Below are 18,812 nucleotides of genomic sequence, written 5' to 3'. Positions count from 1 at the left end.
GGGCTCCGGTCTTTCCCGTTCGACCACGGGATCCGGCTTTCCGGCGCCGCTGAAACTTCCGGCCTCCCCCGTTCGTCCACGGGGTAGTGAACCTCGTGCAGGGTGTTCTCCCGGAGGTCGTCATGGACACCGTCCAGATCATCGTTGTGACCGTCGCGCTTCTGGTGGTGACCGGCCTGTTCGCGCTCCGTCTGGCCAGGCACTCCACCCGCTCCTACGAGGGGCCCGACCTGACGCCGTACGATCTCGCGATGCTGGCGGGCGGGCGATCCCGGGTCCTCGACACCGCGCTGGCCGAGCTGGTCGAGGGGAAGGCGGTCCGGGCCCGGCGCAGCGGGGAGCTGACCAGGGTGGGCACCGGTCCCGCCCGGTCCCCCCACCCGGTGGCCGCCGGGATCCTCGCCCTGCTCGAAGCCAGGCCCGACGGCGTGCCGGTCTGGGAGGTGCGGCGGGAGGCGGCGGAGGGGCCCGCGACGGCCGAGCTGGTCACGCGGCTGCGGGAGCTGGGGCTGATCGACCCCCCCGGTTCCGGCCGGGCCGACCCCACCCACCCCAACCGGATCGGGCAGACCGCGCTGGCCCACTACCGCCTGCGTCACCGGGAGGACAGGTCCCTGCCGCCCCGCTCCCGCGACCGGGTCGCCACGGACGCGCTGAACCTCTTCGGCATCGCCCTGTACGGCCTGCACCAGATGAAGGACGACGACCTGTGCGCCGTCCTGTCCATGGGCGGCCCGCCGCCTCCCCCGGAGTCCCGGAGGCTCCACCGGCCCCGCAAGGCCCAGGGGCGCCGGGCCGGGTCCTCGGCGGCCTCCGGCTCCTCCACGGGCGGCTGCGGCGGCTCGTGGGGCGACGGCGGATCCGGCGGCGGGTCGGGCGGTTGCGGCGGTGGCGGCGGGGGCTGCGGCGGGGGCGGCTGACGGCTAGGTTGGTCCGGTAACCGATCAAGCGCTTGCATCTGCATCGGAGCGGTCGTGGTGAAGATCGTTGATCACGGAACGTGGGCCCTGCGCGAAGAGGACGAGGGGCTGCACCCGGTGGGGGCGGAGCCGCTGTGGAGCGAGTCCGTCTACCTCGACTTCGCGGCCGAGGACGGCTCGGTCGCCGGCTACGTCCGCCTGGGCCTGTACCCCAACTGGAACCGCGCCTGGTACTGGGCGTGCCTGGTCGGCAGGGACCGGCCCACGGTGCTGCTGGCGGACAACCACGCCCCGCTGCCCGGGCCCGACCTCTCGGTGGCGGGCGAAGGCTACCGGGCCACCCACGAGGTCACCGCGTCCCTGCGGTCCTTCCGGCTCACCCTGGACGCCACGGTGGCGGCCGTGCCGGGCGACCCGGCCCGGGCGTACGAGGATCCGGCGGGGGCTCCGACGACCTCACTGGGGTTCGACCTGGAGTGGACGACCGTCGGCGGGGCGTACCCGTACAGCTTCATCCCGCGCTACGAGATCCCCTGCGAGGTCGCCGGGACGATCAGGGTGGGCGGTGAGGAGATCGCCTTCTCCGGGCACGGCGAGCGCGACCACAGCTGGGGCGAGCGCGACTGGTGGCAGGTCTCGTGGCTGTGGAGCTCGGGACGGCTCGACGACGGGACGTCCTTCCACGGCATGCGGGCCAACGCGGGCTACGAGCTGCCCTGGCCGTGCTTCACGGTCCCGCCGGGCGGGGAGATCGGCCACCGGGAGGGTTTCACCGCGACGAGCGCGTTCGGCGAGGACGGCCTGCCCGCCGGGTCGCGGCTGCTGGTGCCCGGGCTCCCGATGGCGGCCGTCCCGGTCGCCTTCGCCCCGGTCGCCATGACGTCGCCGGACGGCCTGACCGCCCGTTTCCCGCGGGCACTGTGCCGGTTCGAGGCCGAGGACGGGCGCTCGGGGTACGGCTGGACCGAGTGGCACCAGCCGCCCGGGTGGCGCGGACACCCGTGGGGGTGATCACGTTTTCCCGGCCGGTGCCGGGGATACCCTCTCTGAAGTGGGGGGACTGCGTTGTCTTGACGGTTCGTATCTGACCGTCACACCGGTGGTGTGCCGGGACGGCGACGGCACGCCGTACGAGGTCACGCTGCGACTCCACCGCGACGGCACGCTGTACGGGACGGTGGGCGAGCGGTGCGGCCGGCTGCTCACCCGGCTGGCGCGCGGGGTCGCCGAGGCCCGCGCCGGCGACGGCTCGCAGTGGCCCGACCCCGACGACCGGTTCCCGGACGGCGAGGAACTGTTCGCCTTTCGTTACCGGACGCGCACCGGGGTCGTCGGCGGCGGTGAGCTCCGCTGCCGCCTGCGCACCGTCCCGATCTGGGTCCCCGCCCGGCGCGGACCCGCCGGGCGATGGCGGCTCGCCAGAAGAGCGTTCGTGGAGGCGTGGGCCGGCGGCGGGATGGGCCTGCGGGCCGTTCTCACCTCGGCTGAGCTGGGTGTCTTCGTCGATTCCCTCGTCGCCGAGGCCGAGGAGTGCCTGGCGCCGCAGAAGTCGGGCACCTCGCCCGGAAGTCAATAGAGGGGGCAGACAGGTCCGCAGGGCGACGATAATTGCCTGTCAGCGTCCCAATCAAGAGTGGGCGCTGAGGGGAGGGGCTCCTATGGGCGTGCGCGATCTCGTCTATCGGTTGTACGAGCGCAGGCTGGAGGCGAAGCTGTCCCTCCAGAAGGAGATGGTTCCCCGCCACGTCGGTGTCATCGTCGACGGCAACCGGCGCTGGGCGCGCTCGATGGGCATCTCCGACGTGAGCCGCGGCCACCGCAAGGGCGCCGACAAGATCTCCGAGCTGCTCGGCTGGTGCCGGGAGGCGGGGGTCGAGGTCGTCACCGTGTGGCTGCTGTCCAGCGACAACATCAACCGGTCCAAGGACGAGCTGGAACCGTTGATGAAGATCATTGAGGACGTGGTCCAGGAGCTCGTCGACGACGGCTGGCACATCAAACCCATGGGCGCGCTTGATCTTTTGCCGGATCACACGGCTCGTGTCCTGAAAAACGCAAAAGAGACGACATCGCATCGTCCGGGATTGATTGTGAACGTTGCCGTTGGGTATGGAGGAAGGCGTGAGATCGCTGATGCGGTGCGCTCCCTCCTCCAGGAGCACGCCAGCAAGGGCGCGAGCATCGAAGACCTCGTCGAGGTCCTCGATGTGGAGCACATCGCGGAACATCTCTACACGCGCGGTCAGCCCGACCCGGATCTGGTCATCCGGACCTCGGGAGAGCAGCGGCTCTCCGGATTCCTGCTCTGGCAGAGTGCCCACTCCGAGTTCTATTTCTGCGAGGCCTACTGGCCTGACTTCCGCAGGGTCGACTTCCTGCGGGCTCTCCGTTCCTACGCCGCGCGGCACCGACGGTACGGCTCCTGAAACGAAAACAGCATGTGAACTCCCCCTTTCGGACAGGCTTGCGCCATTGGAAGACGGGTATTCAGGACGTACCGTAAGAAGTAGGAGAGCGCAGCTCGCCTACTCCGGAGAGGGCCCGCCTTTGCGTCACGAACCGCTGAGGAGGGCCGGTCGCCGGTGCCTGCTCGACGGTCGCGTCCGCGGGCCCGGGTCCGGTCCGCATCCCAGCTCATGGCAGGGCGCCGTCCTTGGCGCCCGGGGGAGAACGCGTGGCAAACCCTTCGTCCTCACCCACGTCGCCGGCCACCAACCGGCGTACGTACGTCCTGGACACCTCGGTCCTCCTGGCGGATCCCGCGGCGATGAGCCGCTTCGCCGAGCATGAGGTCGTCATCCCGATCGTCGTCATCACCGAGTTGGAGGGCAAGCGCCATCATCCAGAACTCGGCTACTTCGCGCGCAAGGCGCTGAGGTACCTCGACGACCTCCGGGTGACCTACGGACGGCTGGACGACCCCATGCCGATCGGCGAGGGCACCATCCGGGTCGAGCTCAACCACAGCGACCCGTCCATCCTCCCCGTCGGCTTCCGGCTAGGCGACAACGACACCCGCATCCTGACCGTGGCCCGGACTCTGGCCGCGGAGGGCAAGGACGTGGTACTGGTCTCCAAGGACCTGCCGATGCGCGTGAAGGCCGCCTCCATCGGCCTCGCCGCGGAGGAATACCGCGCCGAGCTCGTGGTGGAGTCGGGCTGGACCGGCATGGCCGAGCTCCAGGTCACCACCGAGGACGTGGAGACGCTGTTCGAGCACGGCACCGCCGACCTGCTCGAAGCCCGGGAACTACCCACCCACACGGGCCTGCGGCTGCTGTCCAGCAGAGGGTCGGCGCTGGGCCGGGTGCTGCCCGACAAGTCGGTGCGCCTGGTGCGCGGCGACCGCGAGGTGTTCGGCGTGCACGGTCGCTCCGCCGAGCAGCGGATCGCGCTCGACCTGCTGATGGACCCCGAGGTCGGCATCGTCTCGATGGGCGGGCGGGCCGGTACCGGAAAGTCCGCGCTGGCCCTCTGCGCGGGCCTGGAGGCGGTCCTGGAGCGCCGCCAGCACCGCAAGGTCATCGTCTTCCGCCCGTTGTACGCCGTCGGCGGCCAGGAGCTGGGCTACCTGCCCGGCACCGAGAACGAGAAGATGGGCCCCTGGGCGCAGGCCGTCTACGACACCCTCGGGGCGGTCACCACGCCCGAAGTGATCGAGGAGGTCATCGACCGCGGCATGCTGGAGGTGCTTCCGCTCACCCACATCCGCGGGCGCTCCCTGCACGACGCCTTCGTGATCGTGGACGAGGCGCAGTCGCTGGAGCGCGGGGTGCTTCTCACGGTGCTCAGCCGGATCGGCGCCAACTCGCGGGTCGTGCTCACCCACGACATCGCGCAGCGCGACAACCTGCGGGTCGGCCGGCACGACGGTGTGGTCGCGGTGGTGGAGAAGCTCAAGGGCCACCCGCTGTTCGCGCACGTCACGCTGACCCGCTCGGAGCGCTCGCCGATCGCCGCGCTGGTCACCGAGATGCTGGAGGACATCACGATGTAGCGGCGCCGCACGACGGACCGCGGGAGGCGGGCACGGCCGGGCGGCCGTGCCCGCTTTCCGTTCGGCCGCGCCTCCCGTCCGGTTTCGCTTTCGTCCGGTCGTGCCCCCGTTCGGTTCCGCTTTCCGTCCGGTCGCCCCGTCGGGCGCGCCGGCTCACGGGCCCACGGACGCCTCGGGAATCCCGGCCTCTCCGGACCGGAGAGGCCGTCAGGGGGGCAGGCGTACCCCCTCGGCGGCGAGGTTGCGGAACTCGAAGCAGGTGTGCTCGCCCATCGACTCCGGGGTGCCCGGGAACAGGCGGGTGACCTCGACGCTCCAGATGCTCTCCTGCTTGTTCTGCCGGATGGTGCAGGTGATCTGCGCCAGGCCCGCCTTGGAGATGCTGCCCTCGCCCGTGATGATCACGTTCAGCCGGTAACCCAGGTTGTCGTCCGGGTCGTTGCGCTGTTGCGTGGTGCTGGAGTACCGGGTCGTCTTGGTGTCGTAGTGGGTGAACTCGTTGAGCGCGCTCGTCAGCCCGGGGTCCGGCGGCTGCTTGCCGGCCCGGAACAGCGTGTCGATGATGTTCTTGGCCGAGTCGGAGACCACCGGTATCTTGGTCGGCTCCAGCCGGCCGTCGCGGAGCAGGTAGACCGTCACCCACGTCGGGCTGTAGCTGATCACCGGAGGGCGGCCGTGGTCCTGGACCTCCGTGGGGGAGATGCCGCACCCGCCGACCAGCAGGACGGCGGCGAGCAGGCGGGCCAGCCGCCTCATGACGGCGGGAGCCAGACCGTGAAGAGGGAGCCGGGCCGCTCCGGGCGGACCGAGATCGTTCCCCCGTGGAGCTGGGCGTTGGCCCGCGCGATGGACAGGCCGAGCCCGCTGCCGTCGCCCCGGGCGCCCGCCTTGTAGAAGCGGTTGAACACGTGCGGTAGATCCTTCTCCGGAATGCCCTTGCCGTGGTCCCGCACCTTCACCTCCAGGCCGTCGGGGGTGCTGCGGGCGGTCACGATGACGGGGGGTTCGCCGTGGCGCAGGGCGTTGCCCACCAGGTTGGCCACGATGACGTCGAAGCGCCTGGGGTCGAGGGAGAAGGTAAGCCCCTGCGGCACGTTCACCCGCACCTGGTCCGACCAGCCGCGCACCTCCAGGCAGTCCCAGATCACGTCGACGATGTGCACGGTGTCCACGTTCAGTCTGGCCGTCCCCGAGTCGAACCGGCTCGCCTCGATGAGCTGCTCCACCAGGGTGCGCAGCCGCTCGATCTCCCGCAGCACCAGCCGTACGGCCGCGGCGGGCTCGTCCGGCAACCGCTCGGCCTCCTCGGAGAGCATGTCGGTGACCGCGGTCATCGCGGTCAGCGGGGTCCGCAGCTCGTGGGAGACGTCGGCCACGAAGCGGCGGGACATGGCCTCCAGGGCGCGCAGCTCGGAGACGCTCTTCTCCAGGGCGGCGGCGGTGTCGTTGAAGGTGGCGGTCAGCTCGGCCAGCTCGTCCTGGCCGTGGACCGGCAGCCGGGTGTCCAGGTGACCGGCGCCCAGCGCGCGTGCCGCGGAGCCGAGCCGGCGGACCGGGAGCAGCACCCGCTGCGCCGACACCAGCCCCAGGGCGAGCGCGATGACGAGCATGATGGCCCCCGCGGCGGCCAGCGGCTGTCGCAGCCCGATCAGCAGCCGTTCCTCGTCGGCGAGGGGAACGAAGACGAAGACGCTCATCCCGGTGGGCTGGGCGGTGTGGATGGGCTCGATGCGCCAGACCGGGGTACCGATGATCAACCACATGGCCCCGTGGATGACCTGCCGCTTGGAGACCAGCCGCCGGGTGGCCCGGGCGCCGAGGTCCGAGGGAACGTCCCGCACGCTGAAGTCGCCGTCCGGGTAGAGGTACTCCTCGTAACGGACCACCACCCTGCCCCCCTGCGGGCGCAGGCTCTTCTGCAGCGCGCCGATCTCCTCGTTGGTGGGCGGGCTGTCGCCGGGCCAGAGCGTGCCGAGGGGCACCCTGGTGCCTTCGAGGATGTCGCGCACGTCGCCCACCGCGACCTGCTCGGCACGGTTGATCACGTTCCGCTTGACGAGCTCGTACCCGATCCCCGCGACCAGCGAGGAGGCCGCGACGGCGATCAGCGTGAACGTGATGACCAGGCGCCCGCGCAGGCCGGTGTACGCGCGCTTCACGGTGGGCCGGAGCTTGGCGGTGGGGAGAAGCCTCATGGCGGGGAAGAGCTTCAGGGCGGGCAGGAGTTTCGCGGCGGAGAGGAGCTTCACGGCGGGCTGAAGCGGTAGCCGAACCCGCGGACCGTGTGGATGAACTCGGGCTCGGCGGGCACTCTTTCGATCTTGGCGCGCACCCGCTGCACGCACGCGTCCACCAGCCGGGAGTCGGCGACGTGGGTGTGGTCCCAGACGGCCCGCAGCAGGTACCTGCGGTTGAGCACCTGGCCCGGATGGCGGACGAGCTCCAGCAGCAGTCGCAGTTCCGTGGGGGTCAGGTGGACCTCGCGCCCGCCCAGCGAGACCTTCAGCGCCCCCCGGTCGATGACCAGGTCGCCGAAGGTGATGCGGTCGGAGGCGACGGACTCCACCCGGCGCAGGACGGCGCGGATGCGGGCGTCCAGCACGCGGGGCTCGACCGGCTTGACCACGTAGTCGTCGGCCCCCGCCTCCAGTCCCACGACCACGTCGAGGTCGTCGCCGCGGGCGGTCAGCAGGATCACGGGGAGCTGGTCCATCCGGCGGATGCGGCGGCACACTTCGACCCCGTCGATCCCGGGCAGCATCACGTCCAGGACGACGATCTCGGGGCGGCGTGCCTTGATGTGCTCAAGGGCCTCCTCGCCGCTGGCGTACGAGGTCACGGAGTGGCCCTGCCGGGACAGCGCGAGTTCGAGTCCGGTGCGGACCGAGGGGTCGTCTTCTACGAGAAGGATGCCAGCCACCAGGTAATTATTCTTCCAACGGGTGATAGCGCCTGCTGCGTCACGAAACCGTGACATAAGGCGAACAGTAGTCGAAGGACGCACGGGAAGCGCGATTGGCGGTGCTGCTCCGGCCGCCACAGTACGTAAAGCCCCGTTTTATCCAGAAAGTGTGACCAAAATCACATTGGTATGCTCCATGTAAGGAAAGCCCTAGTGACTGGGCAATGAGCTGGGCAAAAAGCATTGAGAGGTTCCTGAGGACCCCAACCAACTGTCGCGTTCCGGTTGCGGACCACCCCCCTGTGCACGGCAAGCTCATAGGTCGTGAATTCAGGATCACCGCACCTCGAGGAGCGCGAGCCGCCCCGCAGCCGCCGTGCGGCCCGCCAGCCGGCCCGGCGCCCGGCCAAGGCCAGGAACAAGGCCAAGGCCTCGGGAGCGCTGTCCCCCAAGCGTGTCATGATCCTCGGCGCGGCCTTCCTCTTCGTGGTCGGCGGCGGTGCCTTCACCGTGCAGACCGCGATGGAGAACGCCGCGGCCACCGCCGACCCGCTCACCCTCGACGAGATGGCCCAGGTCCTCGGCGACGACCCGTTCGGCTCCGACCTCCAGTCCGACATGCTCAAAGCCCAGGCGGCGCAGGCGCTGCGGGCCGACAAACTCGCCGCCGAACGGGAGAACCGCGCCCCGCTGAGCCAGGTCGAGATCGTCGAGGAGGCCCCGGGCGGCGGCGGCTTCGACCCCAAGAGCCTCCCGCCGGGCACCGCCAACCCGACCGGCAACAAGGCCATCGGCAAGCAGATGCTGGAGGCCCGCGGCTGGGCCGACCAGTGGGGCTGCCTGGAGAAGCTCTGGACGAAGGAGAGCGGCTGGAACGAGCGTGCGATGAACACCTCCAGCGGCGCCTACGGCATCCCGCAGTCCCTGCCCGGCCACAAGATGGCCAGCGCCGGCAGCGACTGGCAGACCAACCCGGCCACCCAGATCGAGTGGGGTCTCACGTACATCAAGGGCCGCTACGGTACGCCTTGCGGCGCCTGGGCCCATTCCCAGGCCAAGGGCTGGTACTGAGAGACCAGGAGTCGGCAAGTCTGACCGCCTGCCGGCCCCGGGCATCGCACCCTTGGCCGCATGGACGTGAAGGTCAGCGTGGTGGTGCCGGTGCGCAACCCCGGCGATGGCGCCGACGACTGCATCCGGTCGGTGCTGGAGCAGTCGATGGCCTCCGAGGACTACGAGGTCATCTTCGCCGACGACGGCTCTGACGACGGGATCCAGCAGCGGCTCGACGCCGTCGCCGCGGTGCGGTCCAACGTCAAGGTCCTCCATCTGACGCCGACCGGCTCGCCGATGCGCGGCCGCAACGTCGGGCTGATGGTCGCCAGGGGCGAGTACATCTACCTGATGAACCAGACGGACCGGCTGGAGCGGACGGCGCTCGCGGCCATGTACCGGCGGGCCGTGGAGGCCGAGGCCGACATCCTCGTCGGGCGCCTGGCCAGTGACCGCCGGCCGCCCGCACTCGCCTTCGCGGCCAACCGCGAGCGCGCCGACATCCTCAAGGACCGCCTGCTGGGAGTGCTCACCCCGCACAAGCTCTACCGCCGGGCGTTCCTGGACAACGAGGCGCTGAACTTCACCGACCCCGGCGGTCACCTCGCCGAGCAGGCCTTCGTGGTCCGGGCCTACCTCCGGGCCAAGGTCGTCTCCATCCTGGCCGACCAGGTCTGCTGCCACGTCACCGAGCCGCCGGAGCCGCCCGCCGATCCGCACGAATGGGTCGCCGAGTTGTGCGAACTGCTCGACATCATCGACGAGGAGGTGCCCGAGGGGCGCCAGCGGGACCGGATGTACGCCCACTGGTTCCGCACCGCGGTGCTGCGCAGGCTCGGCGGAACCAGGTTCGCCACGTCGTCCGTCGGCCGGGCGGCCACCTTCACGACCCTGCGCGAACTCGTCATCCGGCGCTTCCCGCCGCGCCTGGACGTCCACCTCCCGGTCCACCTGAGAGCCCGCGCGGCGCTGCTGCGCGCGGGGAGGCTCGACCAGCTCGTCGTGTTCGCCGCCGCCATGCGCGGCGTCCGCCTGGAAGCCGACCTCAAGGAGGTCGTCTGGGACGAAGGCGCGTTCACCATGGGGCTCACCGTGGAGATCATGCGCGCCGACGGCAGCCCGATGCGTTTCATCCCGTACGGCGAGGACGGCCTGCTCTGGGAGCCACCGGTACCCCTGGACGGGCTCCGCCTGCCGCCCGAGCTCGCCGACGTCAGCCAGGCCGCCGCGCGGGCCCGCTTCGAGGTCTACATCAGGCACGAGGAGAGCGGGGTCATCCACTTCCTGCCGGTGCGGTGCTCGATGGTCCGCTGCAGGCACCGCAACGGGATCCGGCTCCAGGTCACCGGTACGGCCCGGCTGGACGCCGACTCGGCAGCCCTGGGCGGGCCGCTGCCCGCGGGGCTCTGGGAGATCCACGTCCGCATGTTCAGCGGTTCCCACCAGGCGCGCACCCGGGTGACCGGGTCCCCGCTGAACTGCACCGGGATGCTCGCCGGCCACTCCCGGCGCTTGATCATCCCCTGGTGGTCGGACCAGGGGGAGCTGGGGGTCTGCGTGGAGCCCCGCTCCTTTCCCGAGTCGATCGTCCTGGTGTCACCGGGGACGACGGTCACCCGGCACCGCAAGCACGTCTTCGTCGTCGTCCCGGTGCCGTACGTGCCGCCGAGCGGGGGCCCGCCCGCGGAGCTGGTGCTGCGCCAGATCAAGGGCCGGGAGCGTGAGGTCTCCGCGCCCGCGCTGGTCGAGCCGGGGGTGCCCGGGGAGCTGGCCGGGCGGCTGATCGCCAAGATCCCCACCCGGCTGCTGCACCGCGACGGTTACCTCGCCCCCGGCTCCTGGGCGCCGTACCTGCGGGTGGACGGCATGGACGTGGGGCTCCGCTTCGAGATCGAGATGAGCCGCGGCGGCCGGGTGGAGCTCCGCCGGTCCGCCGCCGCCCGGCCGCCCGAGCCCTGGTACCCGCTGCTCAAGCGGATCGCCCTGCGCGTCCCCGGCGTCCGCAACGCCGTCCGGGTCACCCGCACGGTGCAGCGCCGCTACATGGTCAGCTGACACTCGTTGGACAGGTCCCCGCCGGAGGGCCTGGGCAGGGTCGCGCTCGGCGGCGGGCTCTGCCCCCGCTCCACCCAGCTCTCCATGGCCTCGAACGCGCTGCGGAAGCACGGCAGCAGCGGGCGGATCCTGTCGGGGTAGGCGGCGTGCAGGCTGTCCACGTGGGTGCCGTCGGTGATCCGGTAGTAGCGGAACGGCCGCTGCCCGCCGACCATCTCCGCGTAGACGTCACCGGAGCGGGAGATCGGCAGCAGCGTGTCCAGCGTGCCGTGGATCGTGATCAGCGGCTTGCCGATCCGGCCGGTGAGCCCGATCTTCCGTACCGCCGCGTACGGCTTGCGCGCGTCGTAGTCGTAGTCGGCGTCGCAGGCCGGTGTGCCCGAGGCGCAGAAGGGGGTGCCCGCCTCGGTCTCGCCGTCGAAGGAGGGGTCGAGTTCCTCCCGGTAGACCCGCTGGGTGAGATCCCAGTAGTACTGGTGGTGGAACGGCCACAGGAACTCCGACCCCCGCGCGAACCCGGCGTCGTACATCGCCTGGGTGTCGCCCTTCGGGTAGGCGCGCAGCGCCGGGGGGAGGAAGTTGACCAGGTTGTCGCCCTTGACCCGCCAGAGCGTGCCCTCCCAGTCGATCCCGCCGTCGTAGAGCCGGGCCCGGTTCTCCAGCTGCCAGCGGACCAGGTAACCGCCGTTGGAGATGCCCGCGGCGTAGGTCCGCTCCGGGAGCCTGCCGTACCGCTGCGCGACGACGGCCTTGGCCGCCAGCGCGACCTGCGTGACCCGGTGGTTCCACTCGGCGATCGCGTCTCCCGGCCTGCGGCCGTCGCGGTAGAAGGTGACGCCGACGTTGCCCTTGTCCGTCACCGCGTAGGCGTAGCCCTTGGCCAGCGCCCAGTCGGAGATGGTGAAGTCGTTGGCGTACTGCTCCCGGTTGCCGGGGGTGCCCGCGACCACCAGCCCGCCGTTCCACCTGTCGGGCAGACGGAGCACGAACTGCGAGTCGTGGTTCCAGCCGTGGGTCGTGTTGAAGGTCGAGCTGTCGGGGAAGTAGCCGTCGATCTGGATACCGGGCACGCCCTTGGGATTGACCGCTCCCGGGGGGTGCAGCCCCGCCCAGTCGGACGGGTCGGTGTGCCCGGAGACGGTCGTGCCCGCCGTCGTGAGATCGTCCAGGCACGCCTTCACCTGGTGCTCGGCCCCGGGCACCGCCACCCGGTCCAGCCGGGCGCAGTGCCCGGAAACGGTCCCGGCCCCGGCCGCCGGCGCGCCCCCCACCAGCGCGACGACGGCAACGACGGCCACGGCCCCGGCCCCCGCGGCCCTGCCCGGTAAGGCCGCGCCCGCGACGCGCCTGCGTCGCCATGAACCCATCATGAACACCGTCAACTCCGCTTCAGGTGGTCGGCGAGGGCGGCGCGGAACTCCTCGGGGCGCTCGATGTGCGGGCTGTGCCCGCAGTCGAGCACGACCTCGGTGTAGTCGCCGTAACGCTCCAGGGCGGCCCGGGTCTGGGCGATCATCGGCTGCGCCGGGGTGCCCGGCGAGCCGGGGACGACGCCGAGCGCCCCCAGATGGGCCAGGTCGAACAGCGAGGTGTCGGAGACGATCACGTCGGCCTCACCCCTGATCCACAGGATCGGCGGCTTCGGGTCGATCGTGTGCAGGTCGTCCAGGCGGAAGTGCGTCGGCGCGAACGCGTTCAGCACCCCGCGCGTGCCGGGGGCCACCCCCGGCCACTGCTCGGAGGTGACCACCTCACCCGGGTAGTGGTCGTCGCCGGTCCGGGTGGAGAGCATGGACGCGACGAGCGCGTCCTCGTCCTCGATCTCCGTGCCGGGCTTGACGTACGCGGTGCGCAGGACGTTCCGCGGCGAGACCGGCGAGTCGGCCGAGGTGTCACCGGCCGCCAGGAGCTTGACGAAGTCCGGGTTGGCGCCGCCCGCCCCGCCGCCGGTGCCGTCGGGGTGGTTCAGCGTCCCGTCGGCGCCGTGCGTGCCGCCGAAGCCGTACGGTGAGATCGGGTTGACCAGCGTGACGCTCCGCACCGCGGACGGCCGGTCGCGCAGCGCCTGGAGCACCACGCCGCCGCCCATGCTCCAGCCGACCAGGTGGACCCCGTCCAGCCCGAGGGCGTCCAGGAGCGCGAGCACGTCGTCGGCGTAGTCGCGCAGCCCGCGGGTGGCGTCGACCGGGGCGGGGTCGGTCTCGCCGAAGCCCCGCAGGTCGACGGCGAGCGGCCGGTGACCGGCCTCGGCCAGGCCGAGCAGCGTGCCCTGCCAGAAGACGGAACTCGACACGTTGCCGTGCACGAACAGGACCGTCTCACCGTCCCCCGGCGCGCCGTCCCCGGCCACCGACAGGACGTTCTGCGTGATCCGGGCGGTGGGCACCCGTCGGCTCTCGATGTGCATCAGATCTCTCTCCGTAGGGGGTCAGCGGGTGGTCGTGGTCTCGTCGGCGCTGCCGAGGGTGGCCAGGTCGCGCCCCCGGGTCTCGCGTGCGACATAAACGGTGATCAGGGTGAGCACGGCGGAACCGAGCACGTACAGCATGACGGGGAACGACGACCCGTAGGCGTCCAGCAGGGCCACCGCGATCAGCGGAGCCAGGCCGCCGGCGACGATCGAGGCGAGCTGGGAGCCGATCGACACGCCCGAGTAGCGCATCCTCGTGGCGAAGAGCTCCGAGAAGAACGCCGCCTGCGGTCCGTACATCGCGCCGTGCAGGATCAGTCCGACCGTGACGGCCAACGTGATCGCGGCGAAGTTCTTGGTGTCGATCAGCGGGAAGAACGCGAAGGCCCACAGGCCCACCCCGGCGGCGCCGATCAGGTAGACGGGCCGGCGGCCGAGCCGGTCGGAGAGCGCACCCCACATCGGGATCGACACGAAGTGCACGGCCGACCCGATCAGCACCGCGTTGAGCACCATGGGCTTGCTCAGCTGCACCGCGTTCGTCGCGTAGACCAGCACGAACGCGGTGATCACGTAGTAGGAGACGTTCTCGGCGAAGCGGGCGCCGATCGCGATGAGCACGTCCCGCCAGTGGTACCTGATCACGTCCACGATCGGCAGGGAGGGGGAGGGCTTGCGGTTGGCGACCGCCTGCTGGAAGATCGGCGACTCGCTGATGGAGAGCCGGATCCAGAGGCCGACCAGCACCAGCACGCCGGAGAGCAGGAACGGGATGCGCCAGCCCCAGCTCTGGAAGGCCTCGTCCGTCTGGACCGCGGCCAGCACCGCCAGGACCGCGGTGGCCAGCAGGTTGCCGCCCGGGGCGCCCGCCTGCGGCCAGGAGGCCCAGAAGCCCCGGCGCTCGGCCTCACCGTGCTCGGAGACGATGAGCACCGCGCCGCCCCACTCGCCGCCGAGGGCGAAACCCTGGACGAGCCGGAGCGCGGTCAGCAGCAGCGGGGCCGCCGTGCCGATCGCCGCGTGGGTGGGCAGGCAGCCGATCAGGAAGGTCGCCCCGCCCATCAACAGCAGGCTGACGACCAGCAGCTTCTTGCGGCCCAGCCGGTCGCCGTAGTGTCCGAAGACCAGCGCGCCCAGCGGGCGGGCGACGAAGCCCACCGCGTAGGTCAGGAACGCCAGGAGGGTGCCGGTGAGCGGTTCGGATTCGGGGAAGAACAGCTTCGGGAAGATCAGCGCAGCGGCGGAGCCGTAGAGGAAGAAGTCGTACCACTCGATCGTCGTGCCGATCAGGCTCGCACCGACGATCTTTCCGATGGGCGTGCGGTTTTTCTCTGCCATCTCACTCACCACGAAGGATCGCTGTTGGGGGGGGATTCCGGCCACCGTACGTAGTGACGGACGTCACTCCTATGGGTCCGATCCCCATACCTGCCGGGAATCCTGTGTGGGGCCGGGCCCGGCGGATTCCGGGTCTCCGCGGTCCGGGCGGGCGGCATGCCGGGGCGGGGAACGGGACCGGCGGCGGGAGCCGCCGTCCGGCGGGGACCCGCGGGCGGCGATCCCCGTGGGCGAAGAGCGCGTGCGCGCCGCCGGCGGAGTCCGGGCCGCCGGACCGCGCCCGGGAGGACGTCCCGCGGGCCGGCGCGAGTTGACACCCCGGAAGGGTGGCGGGACCCTCTCCCCGGGGAGAGCGTGATCTCAAGGAGAACGCATGGTGACGGACGCGGCATTGCGGCGTAACGAAGCTCTGCCCATCGAGGAACTCGACCTCACGGTCCGTTCGTACAACCGCCTGAAGCGCGAGGGCATTCACACATGCGGTGAACTGGCCGCCCACAGCGATGAGGAGTTGCTGGCGATCGCGGGCATCGGCCGCGAAAGCGTCGAGGAGATCAAGCAGAGGCTCGCCGACGTCGACCTGTCCCTGCGCCCGCACGACGTCCCCCGCACACGTGCCACCTTCGTCGACATGATCTGCACGGTGGCCTTCCACCCCGGAGGCCACCTGCTGGCCGTCGCCGGAGCCGACCACGCGGCATGGTCGTGGGAAGGCCCGTCCCCCACCTTCGTGACCTTCCCCCTGCCCCATCTGGCTCCGGGCGGCCGGGGCCGGTGACCTGGCCCTCCGGGTGGGACCCGGCGGGGTGAATCCGCCGATCGGGCGGGTTCAGCCGCGCAGGCGGTGCAGGCGCAGGGCGAGCTGGATCTCCAGGGCGCGGTCGGGTGTCTGCCAGCCCTCGCCGAGGAGCCGGCCGATGCGGTCCAGGCGCTGGGTGACGGTGTTGACGTGGATGTGCAGCGCCTCGCTCGTCCGGGCCAGCGAGCCGCCCGTGCCGAAGTAGGCGGTGAGCGTCCGCACCAGGGCGGTGCCCCTGCGGGCGTCGTAGTCGACCAGCGGGCCGATCGTCGAGGCGATGAACGTGCCGATGTCGCGCCCCTCGCCCACCAACAGCCCGACGAAGCCCAACTCGGCGGCGCCGGCACCCTCCCCGGCCCGTCCCAGGGCCACCAGGGCGTCGGCGCAGCGCTGGGCCTCCCGGTGGGCCGCGCCCACCTCGGCGGGGCCGCGTACGGGGCCGCCCGCGCCCGCGGTGGCCGGGTGTCCCAGGGACGCGCTCAGCTCGGCCGCCAGCCGCTTGGCGACCGGTCCCGGCCGGTCGCCGGGCAGCAGCAGCACCACCTCGTCCCCGCGCTGGGCGGCCAGGCCGTGGTGCAGCGCGGCGTGGGAGGACGCCCAGAACGCGGCGCGTTCGCGCCCCCCACCGTGGCGGACCACGACCACCACGTGGTCGGCGTCCAGGTCCACCCCGACCCGCCGGGCCCGCTCGGCCAGGCCGTCCAGGCCGGGCCGGGAGATCAGGTCGTCGAGCAGTTCGCCCCTGACCCGGCCCTCCGCCTCGGCCACCGTGCGCCGGAAGAGCAGCAGCAGCGCGGTGACCAGCGCGGCCCGTTCGAGGATGCGCTGGTCGGCGTCCGAGACCGAGCCGCCGTTGCGCAGCACCAGCGTGCACAGCGGCTCGGCCCCCACGTCCACCGACGCGACCAGCAGGTCCCCCCGGCGCACTGTGCGTCCCAGGGCCCTGGACGACCGCGCGGCCTCCGCGATCACCTCCGCCGCCGTCCTCGGCTCCCGCGCCGTGCCCGTGCCTGCGCTTGTGCCCGTGCCCGCGCCGGGGCCGTCGGCGCCCGCGCCGGGGGCGCCCTCGTCCAGCACGCCCGCGTCCCCGGCGATCGGCCGCCCGGCGTCGTCGAGCACGGTCAGCGAGCCGCCGAGCACCTCCGTCACCACCGCGGCCACGTCCTCGACCCCACCGCCGCGCAGCACCAGCCCGGTCATCCGGTCGTGCGCGAGCGCGGCGCGCTCCACGGCCTCGCTGTGCGCGTTCACCTGCCGGTTGGCCTCGCTGAGCTCCTCCAGGGCGTTCCTGGTCTCCTGGAGCAGCCGGGCGTTGTCGATCGCGACCGCCGCGTGCGCCGCCAGCGAGCCGAGCAGCACCACCTCGTCCTGGGTGAAGGGGCGCACGCTCCGGTTGGCCGCGAACAGCACCCCGATCACCCGCGCGCCCAGCTTCAGCGGCACGCCGAGGATGGCGACCAGGCCCTCCTCCAGCACGGCGTCGTCGATGTCGCTCTTGTGGCGGAAGCGCTCGTCGGCGAAGTAGTCGGCGGTCGCGTACGGCGTGGCGGTCTGCGCCACCAGCCCGCCGAGACCGGAGCCCATGCCGAGCCGCAGCGCGCGGAACTTGGCCGACACCGAACCGTCGGTCACCCGCATCCAGGTGTCGCCCCGCTCGGGGTCGTGCAGGGTCATGTAGGCCGCGTCGGTACCGAGCAGCTGCCTGGCCCGGTGCACGATGGCCTCCAGGACGGCGTCCAGGTCGCGCAGCCCGGCCAGGTCGCCCGCCGTGTCGAACAGCGCCGACAGCTCCGCCTCGCGCCTGGCCCTGCGCCGCAGCAGCGCCCGCACCTTCAACGCGGCGAGCTTGGCCTCCTCCAGCTCGGCCAGCGTCGCCGGGTCGGCGCCGGCCGTCCGCGCCGCGAGCACAGGTCCCTCGAACTCCACGGCCGAGGCCTCCCGGGCCAGCAGTTCGAGGAAGACCTGTGCGCCGCTCATGCCGTCCATTGTCGGACCGGCGCGGCGGGTGGTGCTCAGCGGGCCGTCCAGCCGCCGTCGACGGGCAGCGAGGCCCCGGTGATGAAGGAGCCGTGCGGCCCGCACAGGTAGGCGACGAGCTCGGCGACCTCCTCCGGCTCGATCAGCCGTTTGATCGCGGCGGGGGCCAGCATGATCTGCTCGACCACCTCGTCCCGGCTGATGCCGTGCGTCCCGGCCTGCGCGCCGATCTGGTTCTCCACCAGGGGCGTCCGGACGTAGGCGGGGCAGACGCAGTTGGAGGTCACCCCGTGCGCCGCGCCTTCGAGGGCGACGACCTTCGACAGCCCTTCCAACGCGTGCTTGGCGGTGACGTACGCCGCCTTGTACGGCGAGGCGCGGAGCCCGTGGATGGAGGAGACGTTGACGATCCGTCCCCATCCGCGCTCGTACATCCCCGGAAGGGCCGCCCGGACCAGCAGGAACGGCGCCTCCACCATGACTTTGAGGATCTTGGAGAACACCTCGGGCGGGAACTCCTCGACCGGGGCGACGTGCTGGAACCCGGCGTTGTTCACCACGATGTCGGCGCCCGGCGGGATCTCCCGCACGAAGTCGGGCGCCGACAGGTCTGCGACGACGGGCGTCCCCGAGACCTCGGCCGCCACCTTCGCCGCGGACTCGGCGTCGACGTCGACCACCACCACATGCGCCCCGGCGGCGGCCAGCCGGTGCGCGCAGGCGCGCCCGATCCCGCTGCCCGCACCGGTCACCACGGCCCGCCGGCCGGCTAGGTCAATCATGCTGCTGAATCTAGGCAATGGCCCGAACCCCGGCACATGTCGCCCGGCCACATACTCCGGGCACTCCCTGTGTGGCGGCGCCGCGTGGCGACACCGCATGCCGGCGTGCGCGGTGGCGCCGCGGCGCGCTCAGACGGTGACCGGGTAGGTCAGCTCCAGCTCGTCGCCCGGCACACCGCGGATGCCCCAGTTGACCTTGGGGGACTCCAGGATCACCACCTCCAGATCGTCGGCCGTAAGCCCCAGGTCCTTCTCGGCGCGGGCGAACAGGGCGCGGATCAGCTCCCGCTTGGCCTCGTCCGACCGGCCGGTGAAACCGAGGATCTCCACGATGACGTACCGCTCACCACGCTGTGGGCAGATCATGTCCTCCGGGTCCAGCAGCAGGAACCGGTGGAACCGCTTGTCCTCGGGGAGCCGCCATACGTCGACCAGGCAGCCGTGGACGGTGTCGGAGAGCTCCTGCCGCCGGTCCGACCAGACGTCGCGGCGGCCGTAGAACTTGATCTGAGGCATGCCGCAGAGTCTTCCAGGTCTCCTTCCGGTGCCCTCCGGCGGCCCTCCGGAGGGCCGCCGGAG

At 71.6% G+C, this 18,812-nt stretch carries 16 protein-coding genes and 1 pseudogene; 8 read left to right on the top strand and 9 right to left on the bottom strand.

All coding sequences use genetic code 11. The annotated features are described in order from the left end of the window. Positions 1 to 122: 122 nt before the first annotated feature. The 5 genes from ABD841_RS09780 (at position 123) to phoH2 (ending at position 4,917) form a co-directional block, all read left to right on the top strand. Positions 123 to 920 carry a TIGR04222 domain-containing membrane protein gene (locus tag ABD841_RS09780; protein ID WP_344969933.1) on the top strand — a complete coding sequence of 266 codons (798 nt, stop codon included), beginning with the start codon at positions 123 to 125 and terminating at the stop codon, positions 918 to 920. 54 nt (positions 921 to 974) lie between these two features. Continuing rightward, complete coding sequence (locus ABD841_RS09775; protein WP_344969931.1) at positions 975 to 1,931, top strand: DUF7064 domain-containing protein; 957 nt, start codon at positions 975 to 977, stop codon at positions 1,929 to 1,931. A 40-nt stretch (positions 1,932 to 1,971) separates the two neighbouring features. Beyond that, positions 1,972 to 2,496: a hypothetical protein gene (locus tag ABD841_RS09770; RefSeq protein WP_344969929.1), complete on the top strand. Its 525-nt coding sequence runs from the start codon at positions 1,972 to 1,974 to the stop codon at positions 2,494 to 2,496. 82 nt (positions 2,497 to 2,578) lie between these two features. Further along, positions 2,579 to 3,346 (top strand): isoprenyl transferase, encoded by a 768-nt coding sequence (locus ABD841_RS09765; protein WP_344969928.1) that lies wholly within the window; start codon positions 2,579 to 2,581, stop codon positions 3,344 to 3,346. A gap of 248 nt (positions 3,347 to 3,594) precedes the next feature. Then, positions 3,595 to 4,917 (top strand): RNA 5'-3' helicase PhoH2, encoded by a 1,323-nt coding sequence (gene phoH2, locus ABD841_RS09760; RefSeq protein ID WP_344969926.1) that lies wholly within the window; start codon positions 3,595 to 3,597, stop codon positions 4,915 to 4,917. A gap of 207 nt (positions 4,918 to 5,124) precedes the next feature. Here phoH2 and ABD841_RS09755 read toward each other — a convergent pair whose 3' ends face one another. Genes ABD841_RS09755 through ABD841_RS09745 form a run of 3 tightly spaced genes read right to left on the bottom strand, consistent with a single transcriptional unit; the run spans position 5,125 to position 7,837 of the window. Further along, positions 5,125 to 5,673 (bottom strand): hypothetical protein, encoded by a 549-nt coding sequence (locus ABD841_RS09755; protein ID WP_344969924.1) that lies wholly within the window; start codon positions 5,671 to 5,673, stop codon positions 5,125 to 5,127. Then, complete coding sequence (locus tag ABD841_RS09750; protein WP_344969923.1) at positions 5,670 to 7,166, bottom strand: ATP-binding protein; 1,497 nt, start codon at positions 7,164 to 7,166, stop codon at positions 5,670 to 5,672. Before ABD841_RS09750 ends, ABD841_RS09755 begins: the two co-directional genes overlap by 4 nt. Beyond that, a complete protein-coding gene (locus ABD841_RS09745) occupies positions 7,163 to 7,837 on the bottom strand; it encodes a response regulator (RefSeq protein WP_344969921.1) in 675 nt (224 codons plus the stop codon). Before ABD841_RS09745 ends, ABD841_RS09750 begins: the two co-directional genes overlap by 4 nt. 306 nt (positions 7,838 to 8,143) lie before the next feature. Between ABD841_RS09745 and ABD841_RS09740 the strand changes: the two genes are divergently transcribed. After that, positions 8,144 to 8,890: an aggregation-promoting factor C-terminal-like domain-containing protein gene (locus ABD841_RS09740; protein ID WP_344969919.1), complete on the top strand. Its 747-nt coding sequence runs from the start codon at positions 8,144 to 8,146 to the stop codon at positions 8,888 to 8,890. 60 nt (positions 8,891 to 8,950) lie between these two features. After that, positions 8,951 to 10,927 carry a glycosyltransferase family 2 protein gene (locus ABD841_RS09735; protein ID WP_344969918.1) on the top strand — a complete coding sequence of 659 codons (1,977 nt, stop codon included), beginning with the start codon at positions 8,951 to 8,953 and terminating at the stop codon, positions 10,925 to 10,927. On the opposite strand, the gene ABD841_RS09730 is transcribed toward ABD841_RS09735, so the two are convergent. The 3 genes from ABD841_RS09730 to ABD841_RS09720 are packed head-to-tail and all read right to left on the bottom strand — an operon-like array spanning position 10,912 to position 14,675. Beyond that, positions 10,912 to 12,294 carry a tannase/feruloyl esterase family alpha/beta hydrolase gene (locus tag ABD841_RS09730; protein WP_344969916.1) on the bottom strand — a complete coding sequence of 461 codons (1,383 nt, stop codon included), beginning with the start codon at positions 12,292 to 12,294 and terminating at the stop codon, positions 10,912 to 10,914. The genes ABD841_RS09735 and ABD841_RS09730 overlap by 16 nt on opposite strands. A gap of 11 nt (positions 12,295 to 12,305) precedes the next feature. Further along, the gene (locus tag ABD841_RS09725) at positions 12,306 to 13,334 is read right to left on the bottom strand and encodes an alpha/beta fold hydrolase (protein WP_344969915.1); all 1,029 of its coding nucleotides are present in this window, start codon (positions 13,332 to 13,334) and stop codon (positions 12,306 to 12,308) included. Between the two features lie 21 nt (positions 13,335 to 13,355). After that, positions 13,356 to 14,675, bottom strand: coding sequence for an MFS transporter (locus tag ABD841_RS09720; RefSeq protein ID WP_344969913.1), 1,320 nt, complete (start codon positions 14,673 to 14,675; stop codon positions 13,356 to 13,358). 379 nt (positions 14,676 to 15,054) lie between these two features. Between ABD841_RS09720 and ABD841_RS09715 the strand changes: the two are divergent. Beyond that, positions 15,055 to 15,267: pseudogene (locus tag ABD841_RS09715) on the top strand (DNA-directed RNA polymerase subunit alpha C-terminal domain-containing protein); the annotation flags it as partial. Between the two features lie 237 nt (positions 15,268 to 15,504). Here ABD841_RS09715 and ABD841_RS09710 read toward each other — a convergent pair. From ABD841_RS09710 to ABD841_RS09700, 3 genes are all read right to left on the bottom strand, one after another. Then, on the bottom strand, positions 15,505 to 17,451 hold the full coding sequence (locus ABD841_RS09710; protein ID WP_425581968.1) for a helix-turn-helix domain-containing protein: 1,947 nt from the start codon (positions 17,449 to 17,451) through the stop codon (positions 15,505 to 15,507). A gap of 35 nt (positions 17,452 to 17,486) precedes the next feature. Beyond that, entirely contained in the window at positions 17,487 to 18,233 is a 747-nt protein-coding gene (locus ABD841_RS09705; RefSeq protein WP_344969909.1) for a 3-hydroxybutyrate dehydrogenase, read from the bottom strand. A 129-nt stretch (positions 18,234 to 18,362) separates the two neighbouring features. Next, positions 18,363 to 18,749 carry a tautomerase family protein gene (locus ABD841_RS09700; RefSeq protein ID WP_344969907.1) on the bottom strand — a complete coding sequence of 129 codons (387 nt, stop codon included), beginning with the start codon at positions 18,747 to 18,749 and terminating at the stop codon, positions 18,363 to 18,365. Positions 18,750 to 18,812 lie beyond the last annotated feature (63 nt).

Origin of the sequence: Streptosporangium fragile (genome assembly GCF_039534445.1) — a bacterium.
In the GTDB taxonomy this organism is placed as follows: Bacteria; Actinomycetota; Actinomycetes; order Streptosporangiales; family Streptosporangiaceae; genus Streptosporangium; species Streptosporangium fragile.
This window is presented reverse-complemented; position numbering and strand designations above follow the sequence as displayed.